Origin of the sequence: Streptomyces calvus (assembly GCF_006782915.1) — a bacterium.
GTDB lineage: Bacteria > Actinomycetota > Actinomycetes > Streptomycetales > Streptomycetaceae > Streptomyces > Streptomyces calvus.
The window spans coordinates 48230-69101 of record NZ_VCNP01000024.1 but is presented as its reverse complement, the minus strand read 5'-3'; the positions used below and the strand labels follow the sequence as shown (position 1 = coordinate 69101).

The window sequence follows — 20872 nt, the reverse complement described above, 5'->3', positions numbered from 1 at the left end:
GGTGCGGCCCCCGCCCGCCGTGCCGTCAGCCGGTGTGCGGGATGCTGTGCGGGCCCGGGGCCCGTGTCACATGCCGCAGCTGGGCGCCGACCAGTACGGGGACGGGTCGAAGGCCACGTGGGTGTGGTCGTTGTGGCCGGGGTAGCCCGGGCCGAGGATCTCGGAGAAGCCGTGGACCCTGGACTGGCGGGCGAGGGTGCACAGGCTCGGCGAGCCGACGAGGTCGGCCGCGTCGCCGTAGAGGTGACGGCTGGTGGACGAGCCGCCGACCGCGTTGTTGCAGGCGTAGGAGCGGAAGCCGCTGGAGATGGTGATCGGCACGTCACCGAGCGCGTGCCGCATCGCCTCCAGCTTCCACATGGTCTTCAGGGCGTTGGCCTTGGCGGTGGCCGCCGAGACCGCGCCGCCCGACCAGTCCGAGTTGCACTTGTTCAGCTCGGAGTAGTTGAAGTGGACAGGAGTGCAGTCGGCGTCCTGGAGCGCGTAGATCTTGTTGAAGGTCGCGGGACCGGCGACCCCGTCGGCGGCGAGGCCGTACGCGGACTGGAACTTCTTGACGGCGGCGGCGGTGCGGGCACCGTACTGGCCGTCGTAGGAGAGCCGCTCGCCGGAGGTCACCCAGCCGGCCACGCGGATCTGCAACTGCGTCACATCGCTGCCGGAGGCTCCCTGGGACAGCGTGCGGTTCCAGGTGTAGCACTCGTCGGCGTGTGCGGTGCCCGCGGTGGCACCCACACCGAGAACCGTGCCAGCCATGATCATGACAAATGAGAGAAGGGTTCGTGTCGCGCGTCTGAGCATTCCGGCCTCCGGATCGCGTGTCGGATGGGGCCGCGCCGTCGTGGGGCGCAACCGCCGCAACAGCGTGCGGCAGAGTGCTACGCGCGTCAACAACGCCGCCGTGAACGCGCGGGTCCGACGGCGGGTCCGCGACCGCCAAATCCCCCTGCACGCTGGGCTTCAGGGCCCTCGCGCGGGCCGACGGGCCCAGAGGGCCCCGGCGGTGCCGGACGTGACAGGTGTCTCACGCCGTGAGACGTGACACGCATTACTAACCCCTCACACACCCCCGCGCGCCCGCTAATGTCCGCCAGTGACAGACAGAAACAGCGTGTGAGTGTGTCGAATTCAAAGGGGAGTCGCACAGTGGCTGGGAAGCTCGCCGTCATCGGGGCCGGTCTCATGGGATCGGGCATCGCCCAGGTCTCCGCTCAGGCGGGCTGGGACGTCGTCCTGCGCGACGTCACCGACGAGGCGCTCACGCGCGGTACCGACGGCATCAAGGCGTCGTACGACAAGTTCGTCGGCAAGGGCAAGCTGGCGGCGGACGACGCCGAGGCGGCCCTCGCCCGGATCACCCCCACCACCGACCTGGACGCCTGCGCGGACGCGGACGTCGTGGTCGAGGCCGTGTTCGAGAAGCTCGAGGTCAAGCACGAGATCTTCCGCACGCTCGACAAGATCGTGCGCGAGGACGCCGTACTCGCCTCCAACACCTCCGCCATCCCGATCACCAAGATCGCGGCCGTGACGGAGCGCCCGGAGCGCGTCGTCGGCACCCACTTCTTCTCGCCGGTGCCCATGATGCAGCTGTGCGAGCTGGTCCGCGGATACAAGACCAGCGACGAAACTCTCGCCAGGGCGCGGGAGTTCGCCGAGTCGGTCGGCAAGACCTGCATCGTCGTCAACCGCGACGTCGCCGGCTTCGTCACCACCCGCCTCATCTGCGCCCTCGTCGTCGAGGCCGCCAAGCTGTACGAGTCGGGCGTGGCCAGCGCCGAGGACATCGACCTCGCCTGCAAGCTGGGCTTCGGCCACGCCATGGGACCGCTGGCCACCGCCGACCTGACCGGCGTCGACATCCTGCTGCACGCCACCGGCAACATCTACACCGAGTCCCAGGACGAGAAGTTCGCCGCTCCCGAGCTGATGCGCCGGATGGTTGACGCCGGTGACATCGGCCGCAAGAGCGGGCAGGGCTTCTACAAGCACTGACACCGCGCACCGCCCCGGCGTGCATCACACGCCGGGGTGAATTCGGTATCGGTTCGCTTACAGGTAGCAACCTCCGCCGCCGCCACGCAGTCAGAGGTTGCATCACCGGCCATTCAGAAAAACGCGGAGCACCAGACGCACCACGGGGAGCGCATATGCACATCAGGGGCGACCACGCCGAGCTGGTCGTCGGGGGCCGCCTCGACGTCCGCAGCGCGGCGGACGCCCGTACGGTCCTGCACTCGGCCGTCGACGACGGAGTCGGCGACCTGGTGCTGGACCTGTCCGAACTGGACTCCTGGGACGCCACCGGGCTCGGGGTGATCATGGGAGCCCACCGACGGGCCGGCCGGTGCGGCCGGAGGCTGGTGCTGCGCGACGTCCCGCCGCAGATGCAGCGCCTGTTGGTGGCCACCCGGCTGCACCGGATCCTGGCGATCGAAGGGGGCATCGGGGTGGACACCCTGCCCCGCGTGTGAGGCCGTACGGGTGTGCGGCGCACGACCGGTACGACCCGGGCCGACCTCGGCGAACCGTGCGACGTGCGCACAATCCTCACGAGACCGTGATGTCTCGGGCCGCACGGCACCCCGGACTGTCGTAGATACTGAGCGAAGGTTTAGGGTGCGGCTGCCCGCTGCCCTGCAACCCTCGAGCGGGCCCGGACCAGAAGCGACAGCGCGGTGTGCAGCAAGGCCGGGAGGGGCTTGGCTCAGGCACACGACGCTTTTGGGGGCTAGGAACCTATGGACCCGATCAACCCGGGACCCGAGGAGTACGGCCGGGACGGTGACGGCACCACGCCGCGCCAGCGCCCTCCCCGGGAATCCCTCACGTCCGACTTCGGACAGCACGCGCCCGCGCTCGCCCGCACGGTGCAACTCGTCTCCGGTGACTTCCTGCTGACCGTCAACCCCGTCGACGGCAGCGAGATCGAGCCCTGCCCGCCGGCCGAACGGCCCATCCGCCCGGTCAAGTTGAGCGAGGCCGAACGCGCCGAGACGGAGCGTGCCGCGCGGCCGCCCGTCCCGCCCGGCCCCGTCCCGCCCGAGCTGCCCCTGCTGTCCCGGCAGCAGGAGCGCGAACAACTGGTCCGGCTGCTCGCCCGCGGCCGCTCGGTGCGCCTGACCGGCCCCGCCGGCTCCGGCCGCACCCGGCTGCTCGACATGGTCGCCGAGGACTGCGCGGACCTCGCCCCCGACGGCGTGGTCCGCCTCAACGGCCACCGCCGCTCCGCCGACGACCTGCTGCACGACCTCTTCTACGCCGTCCACTACGCCCCGCTGCACCGGCCGGACCGGGACGGGCTCATCGAGCGCGTCCGCGAGATCGGCGCCGTGGTGGTCCTGGACGACCTGGAGTTCGGCGGCGCCGCGCTCGACGAACTGCTGGACGCCACCCCGGAGTGCGCCTTCCTGTTCGGCACCACCCCGGACGTCCCCGAGCCGTCCGCCGACGCCGGCGTCGAAGAGGTCGCCCTGAGCCACCTCGACCGCGCGGCCGGCCTGGAACTGCTCGAACACGCCGTCGGCCGTGACCTCACCGAGGACGAGTCGAACTGGGCCGGCGACCTCTGGTTCGAGTCCGAAGGACTGCCGCTGCGCTTCGTCCAGGCCGGCGCCCTGCTGCGGCAGCGCGACCGGCTGCGGGCCGGCGCCGACGCCGTCGACGAGTTCGGCGTCTTCGAGGACGTGTGGCCCGGCGGCAGCGACACCGGCCACACGCCTCCCGCCGACCCCGACGTCCCGCCGTACGCGCCCGGCGAGGACGCCGCACCCGTCCCGCTGCCCTCGCTCGGCGAGGCCGCCGCCCCCGCCCCGCTGCTCGCCTCCCGGCTCAGCGCCTCCGCCCGCGCCACCCTGCGGTTCGCCGTCGCCCTCGACGGCGAGGTACCCCACCAGGCGCACCTGCCCGCCCTGGTCGGCGACACCCACGCCGACGCCGCCCTCGGCGAACTGGCCGCCTGCGGACTGGTCTCCCCGGCCGGCTCCCGCTACCGGCTCGCCGCCGGCGTGCCGGCCCAGCTGGAGGCCGCCGGGTACGCCGACGACGCCGAGGACCGGGCCCGCACCGCCGCCCGGCACTACGCCTGGTGGGCCGGCCACCCCTCGGTGACGCCCGAGCGCGTGTGCGCCGAGGCCGACGCGGTGCTCGCCGCGCTGACCGTGCTGGCGCCGCTCGCGTCGGCCACCGGCGACGACGAGGCCGACCCGGCCGTGCGGCTGGCCCGCGCCGCCGCACCGGCCTTCGCGGCGGGCCTGCACTGGGGCGCGTGGGAGAAGGCGCTGCGGGCCGGCGCGGAGGCCGCCCGGCTCGCCGGCGACGTGGCGGAACAGGCCTACTTCCACCACGAACTCGGCATCCACGCGCTGTGCGCCGGCCACCTCGACCGTTCGCGCGCCGAACTGGAGGCGTCCATCGGGCTGCGCGGCGCCCTCGCCGACAAGCGTGGCGCCGTCGCCGGCCGCCGGGCGCTCGCCCTGGTCGCCGACCGCTCCGGCACGCCGCTGGCGCTCAGCCCGACCGCGGGCGACGAGCTGCCCGAGGCGCTGTTCGAGGAGTCGGCACCGACGCCCCGCGCGGTGCCCACGGCCTTCCCCGACCTCCAGCCGCCCACCGACACCACCGTGGTCCACCGCGGCGTGCCGCCCGTGGCGTCGCGCCCGACGACGGGCGGCGGCCCGGCGGCGTCGCGCACCAAGGCGGCCGGCGGCCTCAAGGGCCTGGCCCGGCGCAACCTGGTGGCGGCCGGCGCGGGCGCGCTGCTCGTCGCCGTGCTCGGCACGGTCGTCACGCTCGGCGCCACGTCGGAGAACGACGCCGGCACCCCGTCCGACAACGTCGGCGTCAACCCCTCCGCGAGCCAGGGCATCGACGACGGCAGCCTCGGCGCCGACCCGGCCACCGACGACGGCGGCGACACCGGCGACGCCACCGGCCGGCCCACCGACCCGGGCCCGGACGGCACCCCGGGCACCGCCGACGACCCGACGCCGACGGCCGAGGAGTCCGACGGGCCGTCGGACGACCCGAGCGGGACGACGGAGCCGGACGACCCGACCGGGGAACCCACCAAGGAGCCCACGAAGTCCCCGACGGCCAAGCCCACGACGCCCAAGCCGCCCACCTCGCCCGACCCGAGCGAGTCGGGGCCGACGGGTGAGCCGTCCGAGCCCGAGCCCACCGAGACGACCACCGACCCCGGGACGCCACCGCCGTCCACCAGCGACACCGCGAGCGGCCCCACCTCCTCCGGCCCGTCGCAGACGAGCAGTTCCGCGAGCGCCCCGGGGACCGGCGAGCCGGATGCGTCCGGCGGCTCGGAGACGGTGATGGTCTGACCGCCGGACACGCGTGAGGGGCCGGGCTCCCGACGGAACCCGGCCCTCACGGCTGTCGCGCGCGCCTCAGAACAGGCGCAGCTTGTCGTCCTCGATGCCGCGCAGCGCGTCGTAGTCGAGGACCTGGCAGCCGATGCCCCGGTCGGTGGCGAGCACCCGGGCCTGCGGCTTGATCTCCTGGGCGGCGAAGACGCCGCGCACCGGCGCGAGATGGGGATCGCGGTTCAGCAGCTCCAGGTAGCGCGTGAGCTGTTCCACGCCGTCGATCTCGCCGCGCCGCTTGATCTCCACCGCAACGGTCTGTCCCTCCGCGTCCCGGCACAGGATGTCGACCGGGCCGATCGCCGTCATGTACTCGCGGCGGATGAGGGTGTAGCCCTCGCCGAGGGTCTCGATGCGGTCGGCGAGCAGTTCCTGGAGGTGCGCCTCCACACCGTCCTTGATCAGTCCGGGGTCGACGCCCAGTTCGTGCGAGGAGTCGTGGAGGATCTCCTCCATCGTGATGATGAGCTTCTCGCCCGCCTTGTTGACGACGGTCCAGACGCCCTCCTCCTCGCCCGTGCCCTCCTTCAGGGCGCAGGGCGGCGACATCCAGTTCAGGGGCTTGTAGGCCCGGTCGTCGGCGTGGATCGAGACGCTGCCGTCCGCCTTGATCAGGATCAGACGGGGTGCCGACGGCAGGTGCGCGGTGAGCCGCCCGGCGTAGTCCACGGAGCAGCGGGCAATGACGAGACGCATGGTCGGCAACGCTACTCGACCGGACGGGGTCGAGGCGATTCGCCCTCACGGCCACCCCGTGCACCTCATGGGTCGCGTCCTGAATCTCCTGGAAAACGCGTGTTCGGGCGATGGCCGATTACCGGCCCACAGGAAGTCCCGCATCCCGGCATTCTGCTGGTGCCGTTACCGTCCGTTGCTTACGGTATTGAACGGGAGGTCGCGACCTGTGTACGCAGCGTGTCCGATGTCGCGAACTCCCTTATCTGTCAGGCAACCCCTGTTCGTCGGGGGTGCGAGAGGAGAACCCATGTCGCTCGACGTCTCACCGGCCCTACTCGAACAGGCCGAGCGAGGCGAGGTTGACGAAGCGGAATTCGTCGACTGCGTCCGGACCTCCCTGCCCTACGCGTGGGAGATGATCAGCTCCCTGGTGGCCCAGCTGAAGGTGGACGGCGGAGCCTTCGCCGACAACCAGACGCCCCCGCCGGACGAGCAGGCACGCGGTCAGCTGCTGCGTGCGCTCGCGAGTGACGCGATACGCGGTGCGCTGCAACGGCACTTCGGTGTGCGGCTGGCCTTCCAGAACTGCCACCGGGTGGCCGTGTTCCCGCTTGACTCCTCGGTCGACGAGAAGCTGGCCCGCTTCACCTCGGTGCGCAGTCAGGTGCTCAACCAGTCGGCGGAACTGCGCGACTGCTGACGCGCTCGATCGTTCGCTTGCCGCTCCGTACGCGGGAGGTGCAGTTTGTACCGGGGCGGCAAGCCTCAGCGGAGCCCCGCGGCAGCGCGGGTACCCGGCTCCGTCAGACGAGTTGGGGGAGTACCTCGGCCCCGAGCCGCCGTACGTTCTCCTCGGTCGCCGCCAGGTCGCCGGAGCCCTCGACGAGCAGGGCGAAGCGCGAGATGCCGGTCCGCTCGCTGGTCGCGGCGAGCCGGTCGGCGCACAGCCGCGGGGTGCCCACCGGGTGCAGCCCGCAGAGCAGTTCGGTGTAGGCGAGCGGGTCGCGCATCCGCCGCTGCCGTCCGTCCACCGTCACATGGGCCTCGAGTCCCTGCTTCAGCCAGCCCGGCATCGCCTTCAGCAGCGTCTCCGCCGCGTCGGTGCGGCGGTCCGCGATCTGGCAGACGCCCGCGGAGACGTGCGCCGCGCGGTGGACCTCCCGGGCCGACCGGCCGCAGGCGCGCGCGTGCCGCTGCCACAGGGCGACCATCTCGGCCTTCTCCTCGTCCCCGATGTGCATGCCGAGCAGCATCGGCAGGCCGCGCTCGGCGGCCAGCCGCACGCTCGCCGGCGAGGTGCAGGCGACCACGACCTCCGGGCCCTCGGTCTCGGTCAGCGACTCCGACGGCCGGGGCACGACGGGGACCTCGCGGAAGCGGTAGCGCTCGCCGTCGGCCGCGACGGAGGGTTCGCGCAGCCAGCGCACCAGCAGATCGAGTGATTCCGGGAACCCGCTCTCGTACGCCCGCAGTCCGCCGCCGAACACCTCCAGGTCGACCCAGGGGCCGCCGCGTCCGAGGCCGAGGGAGAAGCGTCCGCCGCTGGTGATGTGCAGCAGCGCGGCCTGTTCGCCGAGGGTCACGGGGTGGGTGGTGGACAGCACGCTGACCGCCGTGCCGACCCTCAGCCGGCGGGTGCGGCCGAGCAGCAGCGCGGCCAGGGTGACGGCCGACGGGCAGGTGCCGTAGGGGACGAAGTGGTGCTCGGCCAGCCAGACCGTGTCCAGTCCGGCCTCCTCGGCGACCTCGGCCGAGCGGACCGCGCGGTACAGCGCCTCTCCCTCGCCCTGCCCGGGGAACTGGGCGGCCAACACGAAACTTCCAACGCGCATCGCTTTCCTGCTTCCTTGGCTCCGACGCGGAGCTCCCCCGCAGGGCATAACCGCGCGACACGTGACGAGGACACGGCCGGGCGAGGGATTTTGCGGATTGTCTGCAGAATGTGCCGCTCAGGAGGGGTGCCGCAGCTCCGTCACGGGGACTTGTGACGATTGGTGCCGTACGCGTACCCCGGCCCGTGCCGCGTAGGCTGGACGCGGTCCCTGCATCCTGTACAGCCCCGAGAGGTGTCCTGTGTCCCCGCGTCGCAACCGACCCAAGGGAGCCGGTTCGTCCGGCCGGAGCGCCGAGGACGACCGGTCCGGCCGCTACGGCGGCTGGCAGTCCACGGAGAGCTGGCAGGGCGAGGAGTGGAGCGTACGGCACGTGGCGGGCGCCAGCGCGCAGGGCAAGGCGTACCGGTGCCCCGGCTGCGACCAGTTGATCCCGGACGGGGTGCCGCACGTGGTGGCCTGGCCGGAGCACTCCGGGGTCGACGAGCGCCGGCACTGGCACAAGGCGTGCTGGAACGCGAAGGACCGCCGCACCACGCGGGTGCGGCGGTCCCGTGACGCGCCGAGGTACTGAACCGGCCTCAGACGTCCCGCTTCTCCAGCAGGGCGAAGGCGCCGCCGAGCGCGGCGCCGGTGGCCACCAGCATGATCCACAGCGGGTCCCAGCCGGAAGGACCGGAGTCGCTCAGGGAGTTGGCGTAGAAGATGCTCATCTGGTTCGGGATGGAGTACTCGAACAGCGCCTGCTGCACGTCCTGGAGCGAGGACGAGAACATGAACAGCGCGATCACCAGCGGGGCGAGCACGGCACCGATCATGATGGTGATGGCGCCCGCCGAGTGCCGGATCATCGACCCGACCGCCAGCGACAGCGTGCCGAGCAGCGCCAGGTAGAGCGAGACGCCGACGGTCCCCTTCAGCCACTCCTCGCCGGAGGGCTCCTTGCCGTTGTGCCCCTCCAGCAGCCCCACGTGCAGGAAACCGGTGAGCGTGGCGCACACCAGCGTCACCGCGAAGGCGATCAGGAAGAACACCAGGGCCTTCGCCGCGAGCACCCGGCCCCGCGAGGGGCAGGCGACCATCGTGGTGCGGATCATGCCGGTGCCGTACTCCGAGGCCGTGGTCAGCACGCCCAGCGTGATCACGCACATGGCGCCCAGCAGCAGCCCGAAGAAGCCGAGGGACAGCGGGCTCTCGCCGCCCAGGTCGGGGTCGGAGCTCTCGACCACCAGACCGGTCAGCAGACCGATGCCGAGCACGAGCAGCGCGAACACGCCCAGCGTCCACATCGTGGAGCGCACCGACTTGATCTTCGTCCACTCGGAGGCGATGGCGTGCCCGAGGTGGGTGCGCACCACCGGGATCGGCGAGGTGTAGCCGGGGTACGCGGCGCCGGGGGCGGAGTAGGGGGCACCGGGCGCCGCCTGCCGGTCGGGTGCGGCGGTCTGCGGCATCGGAGGCTGGGGCGTGCTCATCGGGCGTCCTCGGGCTTGGTCAGGTCGGCGGAGGAGGGAGCGGACGGGGGCGCGGCGGGCGGCGGTGCGACGGGGGCCGGGCCCTGTGGCGCCTGCGGGGCGGGCTGCGCGTACGGGTTGGGTGCCGGTACGCCCGGGGCCGCGCCGGGGACGCCCGGGGCGCCGTAGGGGCCCGCGGGAGGCGGCACGGGCGCGCCCTGCGGCGGCGCGAAGGGCTGCCCGCCCGGCTGGGGCGGCGGCGGGGCGTACCAGCCGGGCTGGCCCTGGCCCGGCACCGGCATCGGCGGCTGCGCACCGGGCGGCAGCGGCTGCTGGAGCCCGGCCTTCTGGTCGTCGGTCGAGCGGTAGTCGACGGCGCCCTGCGTCATCCGCATGTACGCCTCCTCCAGCGAGGCCTGGTGCGGCGACAGCTCCCACAGCCGTACGTCGGCGTCGTGCGCGATGTCACTGATGCGCGGCAGCGGCAGTCCCGTCACCCGCAGCGCGCCGTCCTGCTCGGGCAGGACGTGGCCGCCGGCCTCGGTGAGGGCCGAGGACAGCTTCTCGCGCTGCTGCGGTTCGGTGTCGGGCGTGCGCACCCGCGCGAAGTCGGCGGAGTTGGCGGAGATGAAGTCGGTGATGCTCATGTCGGCGAGGAGCTGTCCGCGCCCGATCACGATGAGGTGGTCGGCGGTCAGCGCCATCTCGCTCATCAGGTGCGAGGAGACGAAGACCGTACGGCCCTCGGCGGCGAGCGCCTTCATCAGGTTCCGCACCCAGAGGATGCCCTCGGGGTCGAGGCCGTTGACGGGCTCGTCGAACAGCAGCACCTGCGGGTCGCCGAGCAGCGCGGCGGCGATGCCGAGCCGCTGGCCCATGCCGAGCGAGAACCCCTTGGAGCGCCTGCGGGCGACGTCGTGCAGGCCGACCACGCCGAGCACCTCGTCCACCCGCCGGGCCGGGATGCCCGACAGCTGCGCGAGGGACAGCAGGTGGTTGCGGGCGGAGCGGCCGCCGTGCACCGCCTTGGCGTCCAGCAGCGCGCCGACCTGACGGGGGGCGTTGGGCAGCCTGCGGTACGGGTAGCCGCCGATCGTGACGTGGCCGGCGGTGGGGTTGTCCAGGCCGAGGATCATCCGCATCGTCGTCGACTTGCCGGAGCCGTTGGGGCCCAGGAACCCGGTGACGGCGCCGGGCCGTACCTGGAAGGACAGGTTGTACACAGCGGTCTTGTCGCCGTACCGCTTGGTCAGGCCGACTGCCTCGATCATGCTCCGCACCCATCGAAAGGTTCAGGACAGCGGGGCACACGCCCCCGTAAGGGTTAGGAGGATATCGAGGCGCTGACGGTTCCGCTCAAGGCGAGGTAAAAAGCGGTCGCCTCCGGTCGCTCACTGGGCGTCGCGCCGCTTCAGCAGCACATGGCCGCCGATGAGCGCGGCGACCACCCAGAGCGCCATGATGCCGAGCCCGCCCCAGGGACCGTAGGGAGTGTCGTCGTCCAGGGGCGGCACCACCTGCATGATCTTGCTGCCGGCCTGGTCGGGCAGGAAGCGGCCGATCTTCTTGGTGGCGTCGACGTTGCCGAGGATGTTGGAGATCAGGAAGAAGAACGGCATCAGGATGCCCAGCGACAGCATCGGCGAGCGCAGCATCGCGGCGACACCCATCGAGAACAGCGCGATCAGCGTCATGTACAGGCCACCGCCGATGACCGCGCGCAGCACCCCGTCGTCCCCGATCGACGCCCTGTGCTCGCCGAGCATCGCCTGGCCGAGGAAGAAGGCGGCGAAGCTCGTCGCCAGGGAGACGACGAGGGCGAGCGCGGTGGCCACCGCGAGCTTGCTGAACAGGAAGGTCCCGCGCTGCGGCACCGCCGCCAGCGAGGCGCGGATCATGCCGGTGCTGTACTCGTTCGACACCACCAGCACCCCGAACACGATCATGGCGAGCTGGCCGAGGCTCATCCCGGCGAAGCTGATGAACGTCGGGTCGAAGGCGAGCCGGTCCCGGGAGCTCATCGAGTCGAACTCGCTCCGCGACAGCGCGGCGATCAGCATGCCGAGCGCGATGGTGACCACCACCGCCAGGGACAGCGTCCACACGGTGGACGCCACCGACCGGATCTTGGTCCATTCGGACCGGACGACCTGGGCCGCCGTCATGCCCGTCCCTCCTTCCAGCCGTCGCCCCACCGCTCGGCGGACGCGGGTGTGTCGGAGTGCGCGTGGTACTCCACGGACTCCGCGGTCAGCCGCATGAACGCCTCCTCCAGGGACGCCTGCTGCGGGCTCAGCTCGTGCAGCACCAGCTGGTGCCGGGCCGCCAGCTCACCGATGTGCTCGGCCTTGGAGCCGTCCACCTCCAGCGTCCCGTTGCCGTTCTCCACGGCGGTGATGCCGGCCCCGTGCAGCACGTCCAGCAGCCGCTCCCGCTCCGGGCTGCGCACCCGGACGTAGGAGCGCGAGTTGCGCTGGATGAACTCGGCCATGGAGGTGTCGGCGAGCAGCCGGCCCTGGCCGATGACGACGAGGTGGTCGGCGGTCAGCGCCATCTCGCTCATCAGGTGCGAGGAGACGAAGACCGTGCGGCCCTGGGCGGCGAGCGACTTCATCAGGGTGCGGATCCAGTGGATGCCCTCCGGGTCGAGCCCGTTGACCGGCTCGTCGAACATCAGGATCCGCGGGTCGCCGAGGAGCGCGGCGGCGATGCCGAGCCGCTGGCCCATGCCGAGCGAGAAGCCCTTGGCCTTCTTCCGCGCCACCGCCGACAGCCCGACCGTGTCCAGCACCTCGTGCACCCGCCGCGCCGGGATGCCGTTGCTCTGCGCGAGGCACAGCAGGTGGTGGTAGGCGCTGCGGCCGGGGTGCACGCCCTTGGCCTCCAGCAGGGCGCCGATGGACGTCAGCGGGTCCTTGAGCCGGTCGTAGTGGGTGCCGTCGATCCGCACGTCCCCGGCGGTGGGCCGGTCCAGGCCGAGGATCATCCGCATGGTGGTCGACTTGCCCGCCCCGTTCGGGCCGAGGAAGCCCGTGACGATGCCCGGTCTGACGGCGAAGGTCAGGTTGTTGACCGCCACCTTCTCGCCGTACCGCTTGGTCAGCCCCTCGAGCTCGATCATGCGGCCACGCTAAAACGGGACAAAGCCCTCTGCCACCTCAGTGGCAGAGGGCTTCGCCGATGTTCGCTCGCCGTACGGCGGGACGTTACCGGGACTGCTGGGCCGGCACTCCGCGGGAGATCGGCTCGTCCTCGGTGGCGGGCGCGCCGGTCGCGGCGACCGCGGCACCGGTGAGCGTCGCCAGCATCTCGCGGACGTTCGTCAGCTGGGCGTTGATCGAGTCGCGGCGGTTGGTCAGCGCCGCGAGCTCGCGCTCGGATTCCGAACGGATGCGGTCGGCCTTGGCGTTGGCGTCGGCCACGATGTCCTCGGCCTGGCGCTGCGCGGTCTCCACCGTCTGGCGGGCACGGCGCTCGGCGTCGGTGCGCAGCTTCTCCGCCTCCAGGCGCAGCTGCTCCGCACGGTGCTCGATCTCGGCGAGGCGCTTCTCGGCCTTGGCCTGACGGGAGGCCAGGTCGCGCTCGGACTGCTCGCGGCGCTTGGCGAGGTTCGTCTCGAAGTCGGCGGCGGCCTGCGCGGCCTTGGCGCGGGTCTCCTCGAAGAGGGCGTCCGCCTCCTCCCGCTTGGACTGCGCGTCCTTCTGCGCCTCGGAACGCAGCTGGGACGCCTCGCCCTTGGCCTTCTCGACGATCCGGACGCCCTCGTCCTCGGCCTTCGCCTTGCGCTCGGCGGCGTAGGCCTCGGCGTCGTTGCGCACCTGCTGGGCGGCGGACTCGGCGAGCTCGCGGTGCTGCTCCGCGGCGCGACGCGCCTCCTCGCGCAGATCCTTGGCCTCCTCCTCGGCGAGGCGGAGGATCTTCTCCACCCGCGCGCCGAGACCGGCGTACGACGGCTCGGCGTCGTTGACCTGGGCCTGGGCGTTCTGCGTCTCGAGGTGGAGCTCCTCGATGCGCTTTTCCAGAGCGGTGATGCGGGCGAGGGCGCTGTCACGGTCGGAGACGAGCTTGGAGATACGTTCGTCCACCTGAGCGCGGTCGTACCCACGCCGCACAAGCTCGAAGCCGTAGGGGGAAGTGTCGCTCATGGGGTTCCTGTCGAATGAGACCGGTGAGGTGATAAGTGGAATCCTAGGGGTCGAAGCGCTGTGTCATCGAGCGGATGCACGTTTGATACGGAGAATGACACCCCTTTTGAGTGGCTAACCGTCCCAGGGCTTGCCAAACCCTTGGTCAAAGCCCTTCAGGAGCAAGGGATTTCGTCCGTTTCGCTAACTATCCGATGACTTGCCACCCGTACGGGTAGCACCCGCCGCGGCCCCGGCCTTGACCCCATTGTCCTTGCCGCCGACGGGTGCCTCGAACGACTCCAGCGCCTCCAGCACGTCCTGCACGCGGGAGATCTCGGCGTTGATGTCCTCGCGGCGCCGCACCAGCACCTCCAGCTCGCGCTTGCCCTCCTCGACCGTGCGCCGCGCCTCCCGGACCGCCTCGGCCTTCAGCTCCTCGGCCTCCTTCACGAGCGTGGCCTTCTTCTGCTCCGCCTCCTTGAGCAGCCCCTCGGCCTTCTTCACGGCGGCGATACGCACCTTGCCCGCCTCGGAGTTGGCCTCGGAGACGATCTCCTTGGCCTTCGCCTCCGCCTTGGCGAGCTGCTCCTCGGCGGCCTTGACGAGCGCGTCGCAGCGGTCGCCGGTGGCCTTCATCGTCTCCGCCGCCTCACGGCGGGCCCGCTCGTGCAGCGCCTCGATCTCGGAGGTGATGCGGTCGCGCAGCTCCTCGGCGCGCTGCCGGATCTGCGTCGCGTCCCGGCGCGCGCCGACCAGCAGCTCGTCCGCGTCCGTGCGGGCCTTCTCCACCCGGGAGTTGCCCTCGACGGTCGCCTCGGACACGATCCGCTCGGCCTCGCTGCGCGCGGCGCCGACCATGGTGTCCGCCTGCGACTCCGCCTCGGCCGTCGTCTTCAGCGCCTGCTTCTGCGCCTCGGCGAGCAGCTTGTCCGCCTCGGCGGTGGTCTCGGTGATGAGCGTGTCCACCTGCTCGGCGGCCTCGGAGCGCCGCTTGTTGGCCTCCTTGCGGGCCTCGTCCAGCGTCCGCTCGGCCTCCTCGCGCGCGACCGTGACGAGCCGTTCGGCCTCCGCCTCCGCGTCGGTCCTGACCCGCTCGGCCTCCCCGCGGACCCGCTCCGCGTGCTGCTGGGCCGCCCCGACCGTCTCCGCGGCCTCGGCCCGCAGCCGCTCCGCGTCCCCGGTGGCGTCCGCGATCAGCTTCTCCGCCTTGGCGACCGACTCCGAGCGCACCCGCTCGGCCTCGGCCACGGTCTCCGAACGCAGCCGGTCGGTCTCCGCGACGGTCTCCGCGCGCAGCCGGTCGGTCTCCGCGACGGTCTCCGCGCGCAGCCGGTCCGTCTCCGCGATGGTCTCGGCGCGCAACCGGTCGGTCTCGGTGACGGTCTCGGAGGTGAGCCGCTCCGCCTCGTTGCGCGCCTCCGTGATGAGGGTGTCCGCCTGCGTCGCCGCGTCCGAACGGATCCGGTTGGCGTCCTCGCGGGCGTCCGCCCGGGTGCGCGCCGCGGCCTGCTCGGCCTCCGCGATGGCGTCCGACGCCTCCGTACGCACCCGCTGGGCGTGTTCGGACACGTCCGTGCGGATCCGCTCGGCCTCGGCGATCGCCTCCGAAACGGTGCGCTCCGCCAGCGACTTGGCGGCCTCCGCCTCCTCCTGCGCCTCGCGCCGCAGCCGGCCCGCGTCCTCGCCGGCCCGCTCCCGCTCCGCGTAGGCGTCGGCGCGGACCCGGTCCGCCTCCTCCTCCGCCTCGTGGCGGGTGCGCTCCGCGGCGTGCTCGGCGGCGCTGCGCAGCCCGGCGATCTCCTCCTGGGCCTGCTCGTGCAGCCCCGCGACGGACTCCCGCACCTGCTGCGCGTGCTGCTCGGCCGCCGACACCATCTCGGTGGCGCGCCGGTCGGCCTCCTCGACCAGGCGCACGGCCTCGGCCTGCGCCTCCTCCACACGGGTGCGCGCCGAGGCCAGCAGCTCCTCGCTCTGCTCGCGGGCCCGCTCGCGTTCCTGGTCGGCCTCCTGCCGCGCCGCGCCGAGGAGTTCCTCGGCCTCCCGGCGGCGCCGGGCCGCCTCCTCCTGCGCGGCGGCCAGCGTCTCCGACGCCTCCGTGCCGATGCGTTCCGCGGCGGCCTGCGCCTCCGCCCGCATCCGGTCGGCGCTGTCCTGCGCCTCCGACTTCAGCCGCTCCGCCTCGGCCGCGGCCTCCGACCGCAGCCGCACGGCGACCGCCTCGCCCTCCGCGCGGGACGCGGACGCGTCCGCCGCGGCCTCGGTGCGCAGCCGCTCGGCCTCCGTCTCCGCCTGCTGCTGCAGCGCCCGGATCCGCTCGGCCGCCTCGGTGCGCAGCCGCTCGCTCTCCTCGGACGCCTCCCGGCGGATCCGGGCGGCCTCGTCGCGCGCGTCGCTCAGCGCCTGCTCGGCGGCGGCGAGCCGCTCCTCGGCCTCGGTGTGCAGCCGGGTCAGTTCCGCGGTGGCCTCGGCCTGCCGTGCCTCGACGGCCCGCTCGGTCTCCTCGCGCAGTTCGCGCGCCGCCCGCTCGGCGTCCGCCTTGACCGCGTCGGCCTGCTCGACGACCTCCGCGCGGTGCCGCTCGGCCTCCTTGCGGGTGCGCTCCAGCGTCTCCTCGGCCTGCCGGCGCAGCGTCGTGGCGCGCTCGATGGCCTCGGTGCGGACCTTCTCGCTGTCCGCCTGCGCGGTGGAACGCAGTTCGTCCGCGTCCGCCTTCGCCTTGGCGAGCAGTTCCTCGGCGGACTTCGCCGCCTCCTCGATCTGCGCCACGGCCTCCTTGCGGGCCTCCGCGCGGATCTTCTCGCCCTCGGCGACCGCGTCGGCGCGCAGCTGCTCGGCCTCGCCGCGCAGCCGGCGGGCCTCCTCCTGCAGCTCGACCGTCTTGGCGCGGTACTCCTTGGTGTCGTCCTTCGCCGCGCCCTTGAGCTGCTCGGCGAGGTCGTGCGCCTCGGCCCGCAGCCGGTCCGCCTCGGCCTCGGCCTCCTTGCGGATCCGTTCGGCCTCCTCGGCGGCGGCCTTGGTGGTCCGCTTCGCCTCCTCCGACGCCTTGTTCAGCACGTCCTCGGCGGTCTTGGCCGCCTTGGACAGCTGCGTCGCGGACTCCTCGGCGGTGATCGTGCGGGCCTTCTCGGCGGCCTCGGCGACGAGCTTCTCGGCCTCCGCGCGGGCGTCGGCGACCAGCTGCTCCGCCTCGGACTTGGTCTGCTCGGCCTCCTTGGTGGCCTCCTCGACCAGCCGGGCGACCTGCTCCTTGGCGGTGCGGGTGCGGGTCTCGTTGGCGGACTCGGCGGTGGCGATCGCCTTGGACGCGGCTTCCTTGGCCTCGGCGAGCACCTTCTCCGCCTCGGCGCGCGCCTCGCGCAGCGCGGCCTCGGCCTCGGACATGCGCTGCTCGGCGGCCCGGCTGAGTTCCTGCGCGGCGCGGCGCGCGGCCTCCGACTCGCTGGCCGTCGACGTCCGCAGCTGCTCGGCGTGGTCGGTGGCCTCCTGCGCCTGCGTGGAGGCGGCGTTCAGCAGCCGCTCGGCGTCCGCGCGGGCCCGGCGCAGGATCTGCTCCGCCTCGGAACGGGCCGACTCGGCCTCGCTCTGCAACCGCTGGCGCGCCTCGGCGGTCAGCCGCTCGGCCTCCGCGCGGGCGGCGGCCATGGCCTGCTCGGCCTCCGCGCGGGACTCCTCGAGCAGCCGGCGGGCCTGCTGCTCGGTGCGGGCGCGCAGTTGCTCCGCCCACGCCACGTTCTCGTTGACGTGCGACTCGACGGTCTGCCGGCGCTCCGCCAGCTCCTGGTCGAGCTGCTGGCGCCGGGTCACCGCCTCCTGGTGCAACTCCGCCTGGAGCCGGGCCGCCTGCTCCGCGTGCTCCTGGAGGATGCGCTGGGTCTGCGCCCGCGCCTGGCTCAGCTCGCGCTCGGCGTCCGCGCGGAGCTGGTCGGCCTGCATCTGCGCGTTGCGCAGCATCTGCTCGGCCTGGTAGCCGATGTCGCCGCCGTCGTACGCGGGCCGGGACATGATGGTGCGCCGCGCCTCGTGCAGCTTGGCGCGCAGCACCTCGACCTGGTAGCCGAGGTCCTCGGCGTGCTGGATCGCCTTTTCCCGCTCGGTCTTCAGCCGCTTCATCTCGGCTTCGAACCGAGAGAGGTGGTCGACGTCAGCCGCCGGCTCTCGCTCCTGGCTCTCGTAGCCCCGCACTGCGCGGTCCCATCCGTCCCCTGGTCGCAAGTCTGGCCGAGCTCCGTCCATTCGCCGAACGGGGCCCCCGGGGAATGGTGTCAGATCAACGGCGGAGCTTGGGCCGCTGCCCCGCGATCGCCCCCCGAAACCCGGACCCCGGTGATCCCGTCGGCACACGCGACGGGACGCGGTCACCACGGATCGTGCGGCGACCGGACCCAACCCTACCGGCCCTTATGTACGTGGGTCAGTGCTCGGACGACTCAACAGGCGCCGAAGTGACCAGTTCTGTCAGGACGCCATGGCAGTCCTTGGGGTGCAGGAAGGTGATTCGTGACCCCATGGAGCCGCGCCGGGGCTCTTCGTACAGGACGCGCACGCCCTTGCCGCGGATGTCGGCGGCCTCCGCGTCGACGTCCGCCGTACCGAACGCGATGTGGTGGACGCCCTCGCCGTTCTTCGCGAGCCACTTGGCGACGGTGGAGTCCTCGCGGATCGGTTCGAGCAGTTGGAGGTAGGAGGCGCCGCCGTCGGAGGTGTCGTTGATCTTGAGCATGGCCTCGCGCACGCCCTGCTCCTCGTTGACCTCGGAGTGGAACACCTCGAAGCCGTAGGTGGCCCGGTAGAACTCCACGGTCTTGTCCAGGTCGAAACAGGCGATCCCGATGTGGTCGATTCGCGTCAGCATGGATTCAGTGCAGCGCTCCGGAGGTGGTTACGCAACGTGCGCGCGATCACACCGAAAGGCCGATGACGGCGCGGACCGCGCGTCAGTACATTCGAAGTAAACCCTCGTTCACTCCTCGGCTGTGCAGCCGGAAGGGGACCGCAGCTCATGACTTCTGCATCTTCGGCATCATCGGCATCATCAGCAACGAACGGCACCACCTCCGTCATCGTCGCGGGCGCCCGTACCCCGATGGGACGGCTGCTCGGTTCGCTGAAGTCCTTCTCCGGGGCCGACCTCGGCGGCTTCGCGATCAAGGCCGCCCTCGACCGTGCGGGGATCGGCGGCGACCAGGTCCAGTACGTGATCATGGGGCAGGTGCTCCAGGCCGGGGCGGGGCAGATCCCGGCGCGTCAGGCCGCGGTGAAGGCCGGCATCCCGATGAGCGTCCCGGCGCTCACGATCAACAAGGTGTGCCTCTCCGGTCTCGACGCGATCGCGCTGGCCGACCAGCTGATCCGGGCCGGGGAGTTCGACGTGGTCGTGGCCGGCGGCCAGGAGTCCATGACCAACGCGCCGCACCTGCTGCCGAAGTCCCGCGAGGGCTTCAAGTACGGGGCCGTTCAGATGCTCGACGCCATGGCGCACGACGGCCTGACCGACTCCTTCGAGGGCATCGCCATGGGCGAGTCCACCGAGAAGCACAACACGCGCCTGGGCATCGCCCGCCCCGAGCAGGACGAGATCGCCGCCCTGTCCCACCAGCGTGCCGCCGCCGCCCAGAAGAACGGTGTGTTCGAGGCCGAGATCACCCCGGTGGAGATCCCGCAGCGCAAGGGCGACCCGGTGCTGTTCAGCCAGGACGAGGGCATCCGCGGCGACACCACCGCCGAGTCGCTCGGCAAGCTGCGTCCCGCCTTCGCCAAGGACGGCACCATCACGGCCGGCTCCTCCTCGCAGATCTCGGACGGTGCGGCGGCCGTGGTCGTGATGAGCAAGGCCAAGGCGCAGGAGCTGGGCCTGGAGTGGATCGCGGAGATCGGCGCCCACGGCAATGTGGCCGGCCCCGACAACTCCCTCCAGTCGCAGCCCTCCAACGCGATCCGGCACGCCCTGAAGAAGGAGGGCCTGGAGGTCTCCGACCTCGACCTCATCGAGATCAACGAGGCGTTCGCCGCGGTGGCCGTGCAGTCAATGAAGGACCTCGGCGTTTCCACCGAAAAGGTGAACGTCAACGGTGGTGCCATTGCCCTGGGTCACCCGATCGGCATGTCCGGCGCCCGGCTGGTGCTGCACCTGGCGCTGGAGCTGAAGCGGCGTGGCGGCGGTGTCGGCGCGGCGGCGCTGTGCGGCGGCGGCGGCCAGGGTGACGCGCTGATCGTGCGGGTACCCAAGGCCTGACCCGGTTTTTTGCTGATTTCCCTTACGCGAACGGAGCTGTGATGCAGGACGTCTCCACTCTGGTGGCCCAGGCCAGAGAGGGCAGGCCGCGGGCCGTGGCCCGGCTGATCTCCCTGGTGGAGGGGGCGTCCCCGCAGCTGAGGGAGGTCATGGCGGCCCTGGCGCCGCTGACCGGCAACGCCTACGTGGTCGGCCTCACCGGCTCTCCGGGTGTCGGCAAGTCGACGTCCACGTCGGCGCTGGTGAGTGCCTACCGCAAGCAGGGCAAGCGGGTCGGCGTCCTGGCCGTCGACCCGTCGTCCCCGTTCTCCGGCGGTGCCCTGCTCGGCGACCGGGTCCGGATGTCGGAGCACGCCTCCGACCCGGGCGTCTACATCCGCTCCATGGCCACCCGCGGCCACCTGGGCGGTCTCGCCTGGGCCGCGCCGCAGGCGATCCGCGTGCTGGACGCGGCGGGCTGCGACGTGATCCTCGTCGAGACGGTCGGCGTCGGCCAGTCGGAGGTGGAGATCGCCTCCCAGGCCGACACCTCCGTCGTCCTGCTGGCTCCCGGCATGGGCGACGGCATCCAGGCCGCCAAGGCCGGAATCCTGGAGATCGGCGACGTCTACGTCGTCAACAAGGCCGACCGTGACGGCGCCGACGCCACCGCCCGCGAGCTGAACCACATGCTGGGCCTCGGCGAGTCCCGCGGTCCCGGCGACTGGCGCCCGCCGATCGTCAAGACGGTCGCCGCGCGCGGTGAGGGCGTGGACGAGGTCGTCGAGGCCCTGGAGAAGCACCGGGCCTGGATGGAGGAGCACGGCGTCCTCACCGAACGCCGCCTGGCCCGCGCCTCCCGCGAGGTCGAGACCATCGCCGTGACCGCTCTGCGCGAACGCATCGGCGACCTGCACGGGGACCGGCGTCTCGACGCGCTGGCGGAACGCATCATCGCCGGCGAGCTGGACCCGTACCGCGCGGCGGACGACCTGGTGACGGGCCTGACCTCGGCCGGCCCGTCCGGCGTCTGACGACCTGGTGACGGGCCCGACTTCCTCGGGCCCGTCCGGCGTCCGAGCCGCCCGAGTCCGTAACGGTGGCGGGCGAGTCCAGCCCGTCCGGCGTTCGAGGACGAGGCCCGTCCAGGGCCGAAGCAGGGGTCCGGGGGCGGCAGCCCCAGGGGGCGGGA

General features: G+C 72.3%; 17 protein-coding genes. 7 read left to right on the top strand and 10 right to left on the bottom strand.

The window, feature by feature from the left end; all coding sequences use genetic code 11:
* Positions 1–66 precede the first annotated feature (66 nt).
* A complete protein-coding gene (locus tag FGW31_RS10460) occupies positions 67–801 on the bottom strand; it encodes a D-Ala-D-Ala carboxypeptidase family metallohydrolase (protein ID WP_142193120.1) in 735 nt (244 codons plus the stop codon).
* A 345-nt stretch (positions 802–1146) separates the two neighbouring features.
* Between FGW31_RS10460 and FGW31_RS10455 the strand changes: the two genes are divergently transcribed.
* From FGW31_RS10455 to FGW31_RS10445, 3 genes are all read left to right on the top strand, one after another.
* Positions 1147–1995, top strand: a complete 849-nt coding sequence (locus FGW31_RS10455) for a 3-hydroxyacyl-CoA dehydrogenase family protein (protein ID WP_142193119.1) — start codon at positions 1147–1149, stop codon at positions 1993–1995.
* A gap of 155 nt (positions 1996–2150) precedes the next feature.
* On the top strand, positions 2151–2474 hold the full coding sequence (locus FGW31_RS10450) for an STAS domain-containing protein (RefSeq protein ID WP_019524073.1): 324 nt from the start codon (positions 2151–2153) through the stop codon (positions 2472–2474).
* Positions 2475–2741: 267 nt separating this feature from the next.
* The gene (locus FGW31_RS10445; RefSeq protein WP_142193118.1) at positions 2742–5336 is read left to right on the top strand and encodes an ATP-binding protein; all 2595 of its coding nucleotides are present in this window, start codon (positions 2742–2744) and stop codon (positions 5334–5336) included.
* A gap of 66 nt (positions 5337–5402) precedes the next feature.
* Here FGW31_RS10445 and nucS read toward each other — a convergent pair whose 3' ends face one another.
* The gene (gene nucS, locus FGW31_RS10440) at positions 5403–6074 is read right to left on the bottom strand and encodes an endonuclease NucS (RefSeq protein WP_142193117.1); all 672 of its coding nucleotides are present in this window, start codon (positions 6072–6074) and stop codon (positions 5403–5405) included.
* A gap of 289 nt (positions 6075–6363) precedes the next feature.
* On the opposite strand from nucS, the gene FGW31_RS10435 reads away from it, so the two are divergent.
* Positions 6364–6756: an SCO5389 family protein gene (locus FGW31_RS10435; RefSeq protein ID WP_142193116.1), complete on the top strand. Its 393-nt coding sequence runs from the start codon at positions 6364–6366 to the stop codon at positions 6754–6756.
* Positions 6757–6859: 103 nt separating this feature from the next.
* Here the strand turns inward: FGW31_RS10435 and FGW31_RS10430 are convergent, their stop codons facing one another.
* A complete protein-coding gene (locus FGW31_RS10430) occupies positions 6860–7888 on the bottom strand; it encodes an LLM class flavin-dependent oxidoreductase (protein ID WP_142193115.1) in 1029 nt (342 codons plus the stop codon).
* A gap of 241 nt (positions 7889–8129) precedes the next feature.
* Between FGW31_RS10430 and FGW31_RS10425 the strand changes: the two genes are divergently transcribed.
* Positions 8130–8462 (top strand): ATP/GTP-binding protein, encoded by a 333-nt coding sequence (locus FGW31_RS10425; protein WP_142193114.1) that lies wholly within the window; start codon positions 8130–8132, stop codon positions 8460–8462.
* Positions 8463–8469: 7 nt separating this feature from the next.
* On the opposite strand, the gene FGW31_RS10420 is transcribed toward FGW31_RS10425, so the two are convergent.
* From FGW31_RS10420 to mce, 7 genes are all read right to left on the bottom strand, one after another.
* A complete protein-coding gene (locus tag FGW31_RS10420) occupies positions 8470–9363 on the bottom strand; it encodes an ABC transporter permease subunit (RefSeq protein ID WP_142193113.1) in 894 nt (297 codons plus the stop codon).
* A complete protein-coding gene (locus FGW31_RS10415; RefSeq protein WP_142193112.1) occupies positions 9360–10613 on the bottom strand; it encodes an ABC transporter ATP-binding protein in 1254 nt (417 codons plus the stop codon). The genes FGW31_RS10420 and FGW31_RS10415 overlap by 4 nt, the downstream gene beginning before the upstream one ends.
* Before the next feature lie 120 nt (positions 10614–10733).
* The gene (locus FGW31_RS10410; protein ID WP_142193111.1) at positions 10734–11507 is read right to left on the bottom strand and encodes an ABC transporter permease; all 774 of its coding nucleotides are present in this window, start codon (positions 11505–11507) and stop codon (positions 10734–10736) included.
* Positions 11504–12463 carry an ABC transporter ATP-binding protein gene (locus FGW31_RS10405; RefSeq protein WP_142193110.1) on the bottom strand — a complete coding sequence of 320 codons (960 nt, stop codon included), beginning with the start codon at positions 12461–12463 and terminating at the stop codon, positions 11504–11506. Before FGW31_RS10405 ends, FGW31_RS10410 begins: the two co-directional genes overlap by 4 nt.
* Positions 12464–12548: 85 nt before the next feature.
* Positions 12549–13487 carry a coiled-coil domain-containing protein gene (locus FGW31_RS10400; protein WP_142193109.1) on the bottom strand — a complete coding sequence of 313 codons (939 nt, stop codon included), beginning with the start codon at positions 13485–13487 and terminating at the stop codon, positions 12549–12551.
* Between the two features lie 183 nt (positions 13488–13670).
* Positions 13671–17651: a polarized growth protein Scy gene (scy, locus tag FGW31_RS10395; RefSeq protein ID WP_142193108.1), complete on the bottom strand. Its 3981-nt coding sequence runs from the start codon at positions 17649–17651 to the stop codon at positions 13671–13673.
* Positions 17652–17880: 229 nt separating this feature from the next.
* Positions 17881–18321, bottom strand: coding sequence for a methylmalonyl-CoA epimerase (gene mce / locus FGW31_RS10390; protein WP_142193107.1), 441 nt, complete (start codon positions 18319–18321; stop codon positions 17881–17883).
* Positions 18322–18468: 147 nt separating this feature from the next.
* On the opposite strand from mce, the gene FGW31_RS10385 reads away from it, so the two are divergent.
* The gene (locus tag FGW31_RS10385; protein WP_142193106.1) at positions 18469–19701 is read left to right on the top strand and encodes an acetyl-CoA C-acetyltransferase; all 1233 of its coding nucleotides are present in this window, start codon (positions 18469–18471) and stop codon (positions 19699–19701) included.
* 41 nt (positions 19702–19742) lie between these two features.
* Positions 19743–20714, top strand: a complete 972-nt coding sequence (gene meaB, locus FGW31_RS10380; protein WP_142193105.1) for a methylmalonyl Co-A mutase-associated GTPase MeaB — start codon at positions 19743–19745, stop codon at positions 20712–20714.
* Positions 20715–20872 lie beyond the last annotated feature (158 nt).

Excerpts from the sequence above, each read along its gene's own strand:
- FGW31_RS10460 (WP_142193120.1), bottom strand. The coding sequence starts at position 801 with ATGCTCAGACGCGCGACACGAACCCTTCTCTCATTTGTCATGATCATG.
- FGW31_RS10450 (WP_019524073.1), top strand. The coding sequence starts at position 2,151 with ATGCACATCAGGGGCGACCACGCCGAGCTGGTCGTCGGGGGCCGCCTC.
- FGW31_RS10445 (WP_142193118.1), top strand. The coding sequence starts at position 2,742 with ATGGACCCGATCAACCCGGGACCCGAGGAGTACGGCCGGGACGGTGAC.
- nucS (WP_142193117.1), bottom strand. The coding sequence starts at position 6,074 with ATGCGTCTCGTCATTGCCCGCTGCTCCGTGGACTACGCCGGGCGGCTC.
- FGW31_RS10435 (WP_142193116.1), top strand. The coding sequence starts at position 6,364 with ATGTCGCTCGACGTCTCACCGGCCCTACTCGAACAGGCCGAGCGAGGC.
- FGW31_RS10430 (WP_142193115.1), bottom strand. The coding sequence starts at position 7,888 with ATGCGCGTTGGAAGTTTCGTGTTGGCCGCCCAGTTCCCCGGGCAGGGC.
- FGW31_RS10420 (WP_142193113.1), bottom strand. The coding sequence starts at position 9,363 with ATGAGCACGCCCCAGCCTCCGATGCCGCAGACCGCCGCACCCGACCGG.
- FGW31_RS10415 (WP_142193112.1), bottom strand. The coding sequence starts at position 10,613 with ATGATCGAGGCAGTCGGCCTGACCAAGCGGTACGGCGACAAGACCGCT.
- FGW31_RS10410 (WP_142193111.1), bottom strand. The coding sequence starts at position 11,507 with ATGACGGCGGCCCAGGTCGTCCGGTCCGAATGGACCAAGATCCGGTCG.
- FGW31_RS10405 (WP_142193110.1), bottom strand. The coding sequence starts at position 12,463 with ATGATCGAGCTCGAGGGGCTGACCAAGCGGTACGGCGAGAAGGTGGCG.
- FGW31_RS10400 (WP_142193109.1), bottom strand. The coding sequence starts at position 13,487 with ATGAGCGACACTTCCCCCTACGGCTTCGAGCTTGTGCGGCGTGGGTAC.
- mce (WP_142193107.1), bottom strand. The coding sequence starts at position 18,321 with ATGCTGACGCGAATCGACCACATCGGGATCGCCTGTTTCGACCTGGAC.
- FGW31_RS10385 (WP_142193106.1), top strand. The coding sequence starts at position 18,469 with ATGACTTCTGCATCTTCGGCATCATCGGCATCATCAGCAACGAACGGC.
- meaB (WP_142193105.1), top strand. The coding sequence starts at position 19,743 with ATGCAGGACGTCTCCACTCTGGTGGCCCAGGCCAGAGAGGGCAGGCCG.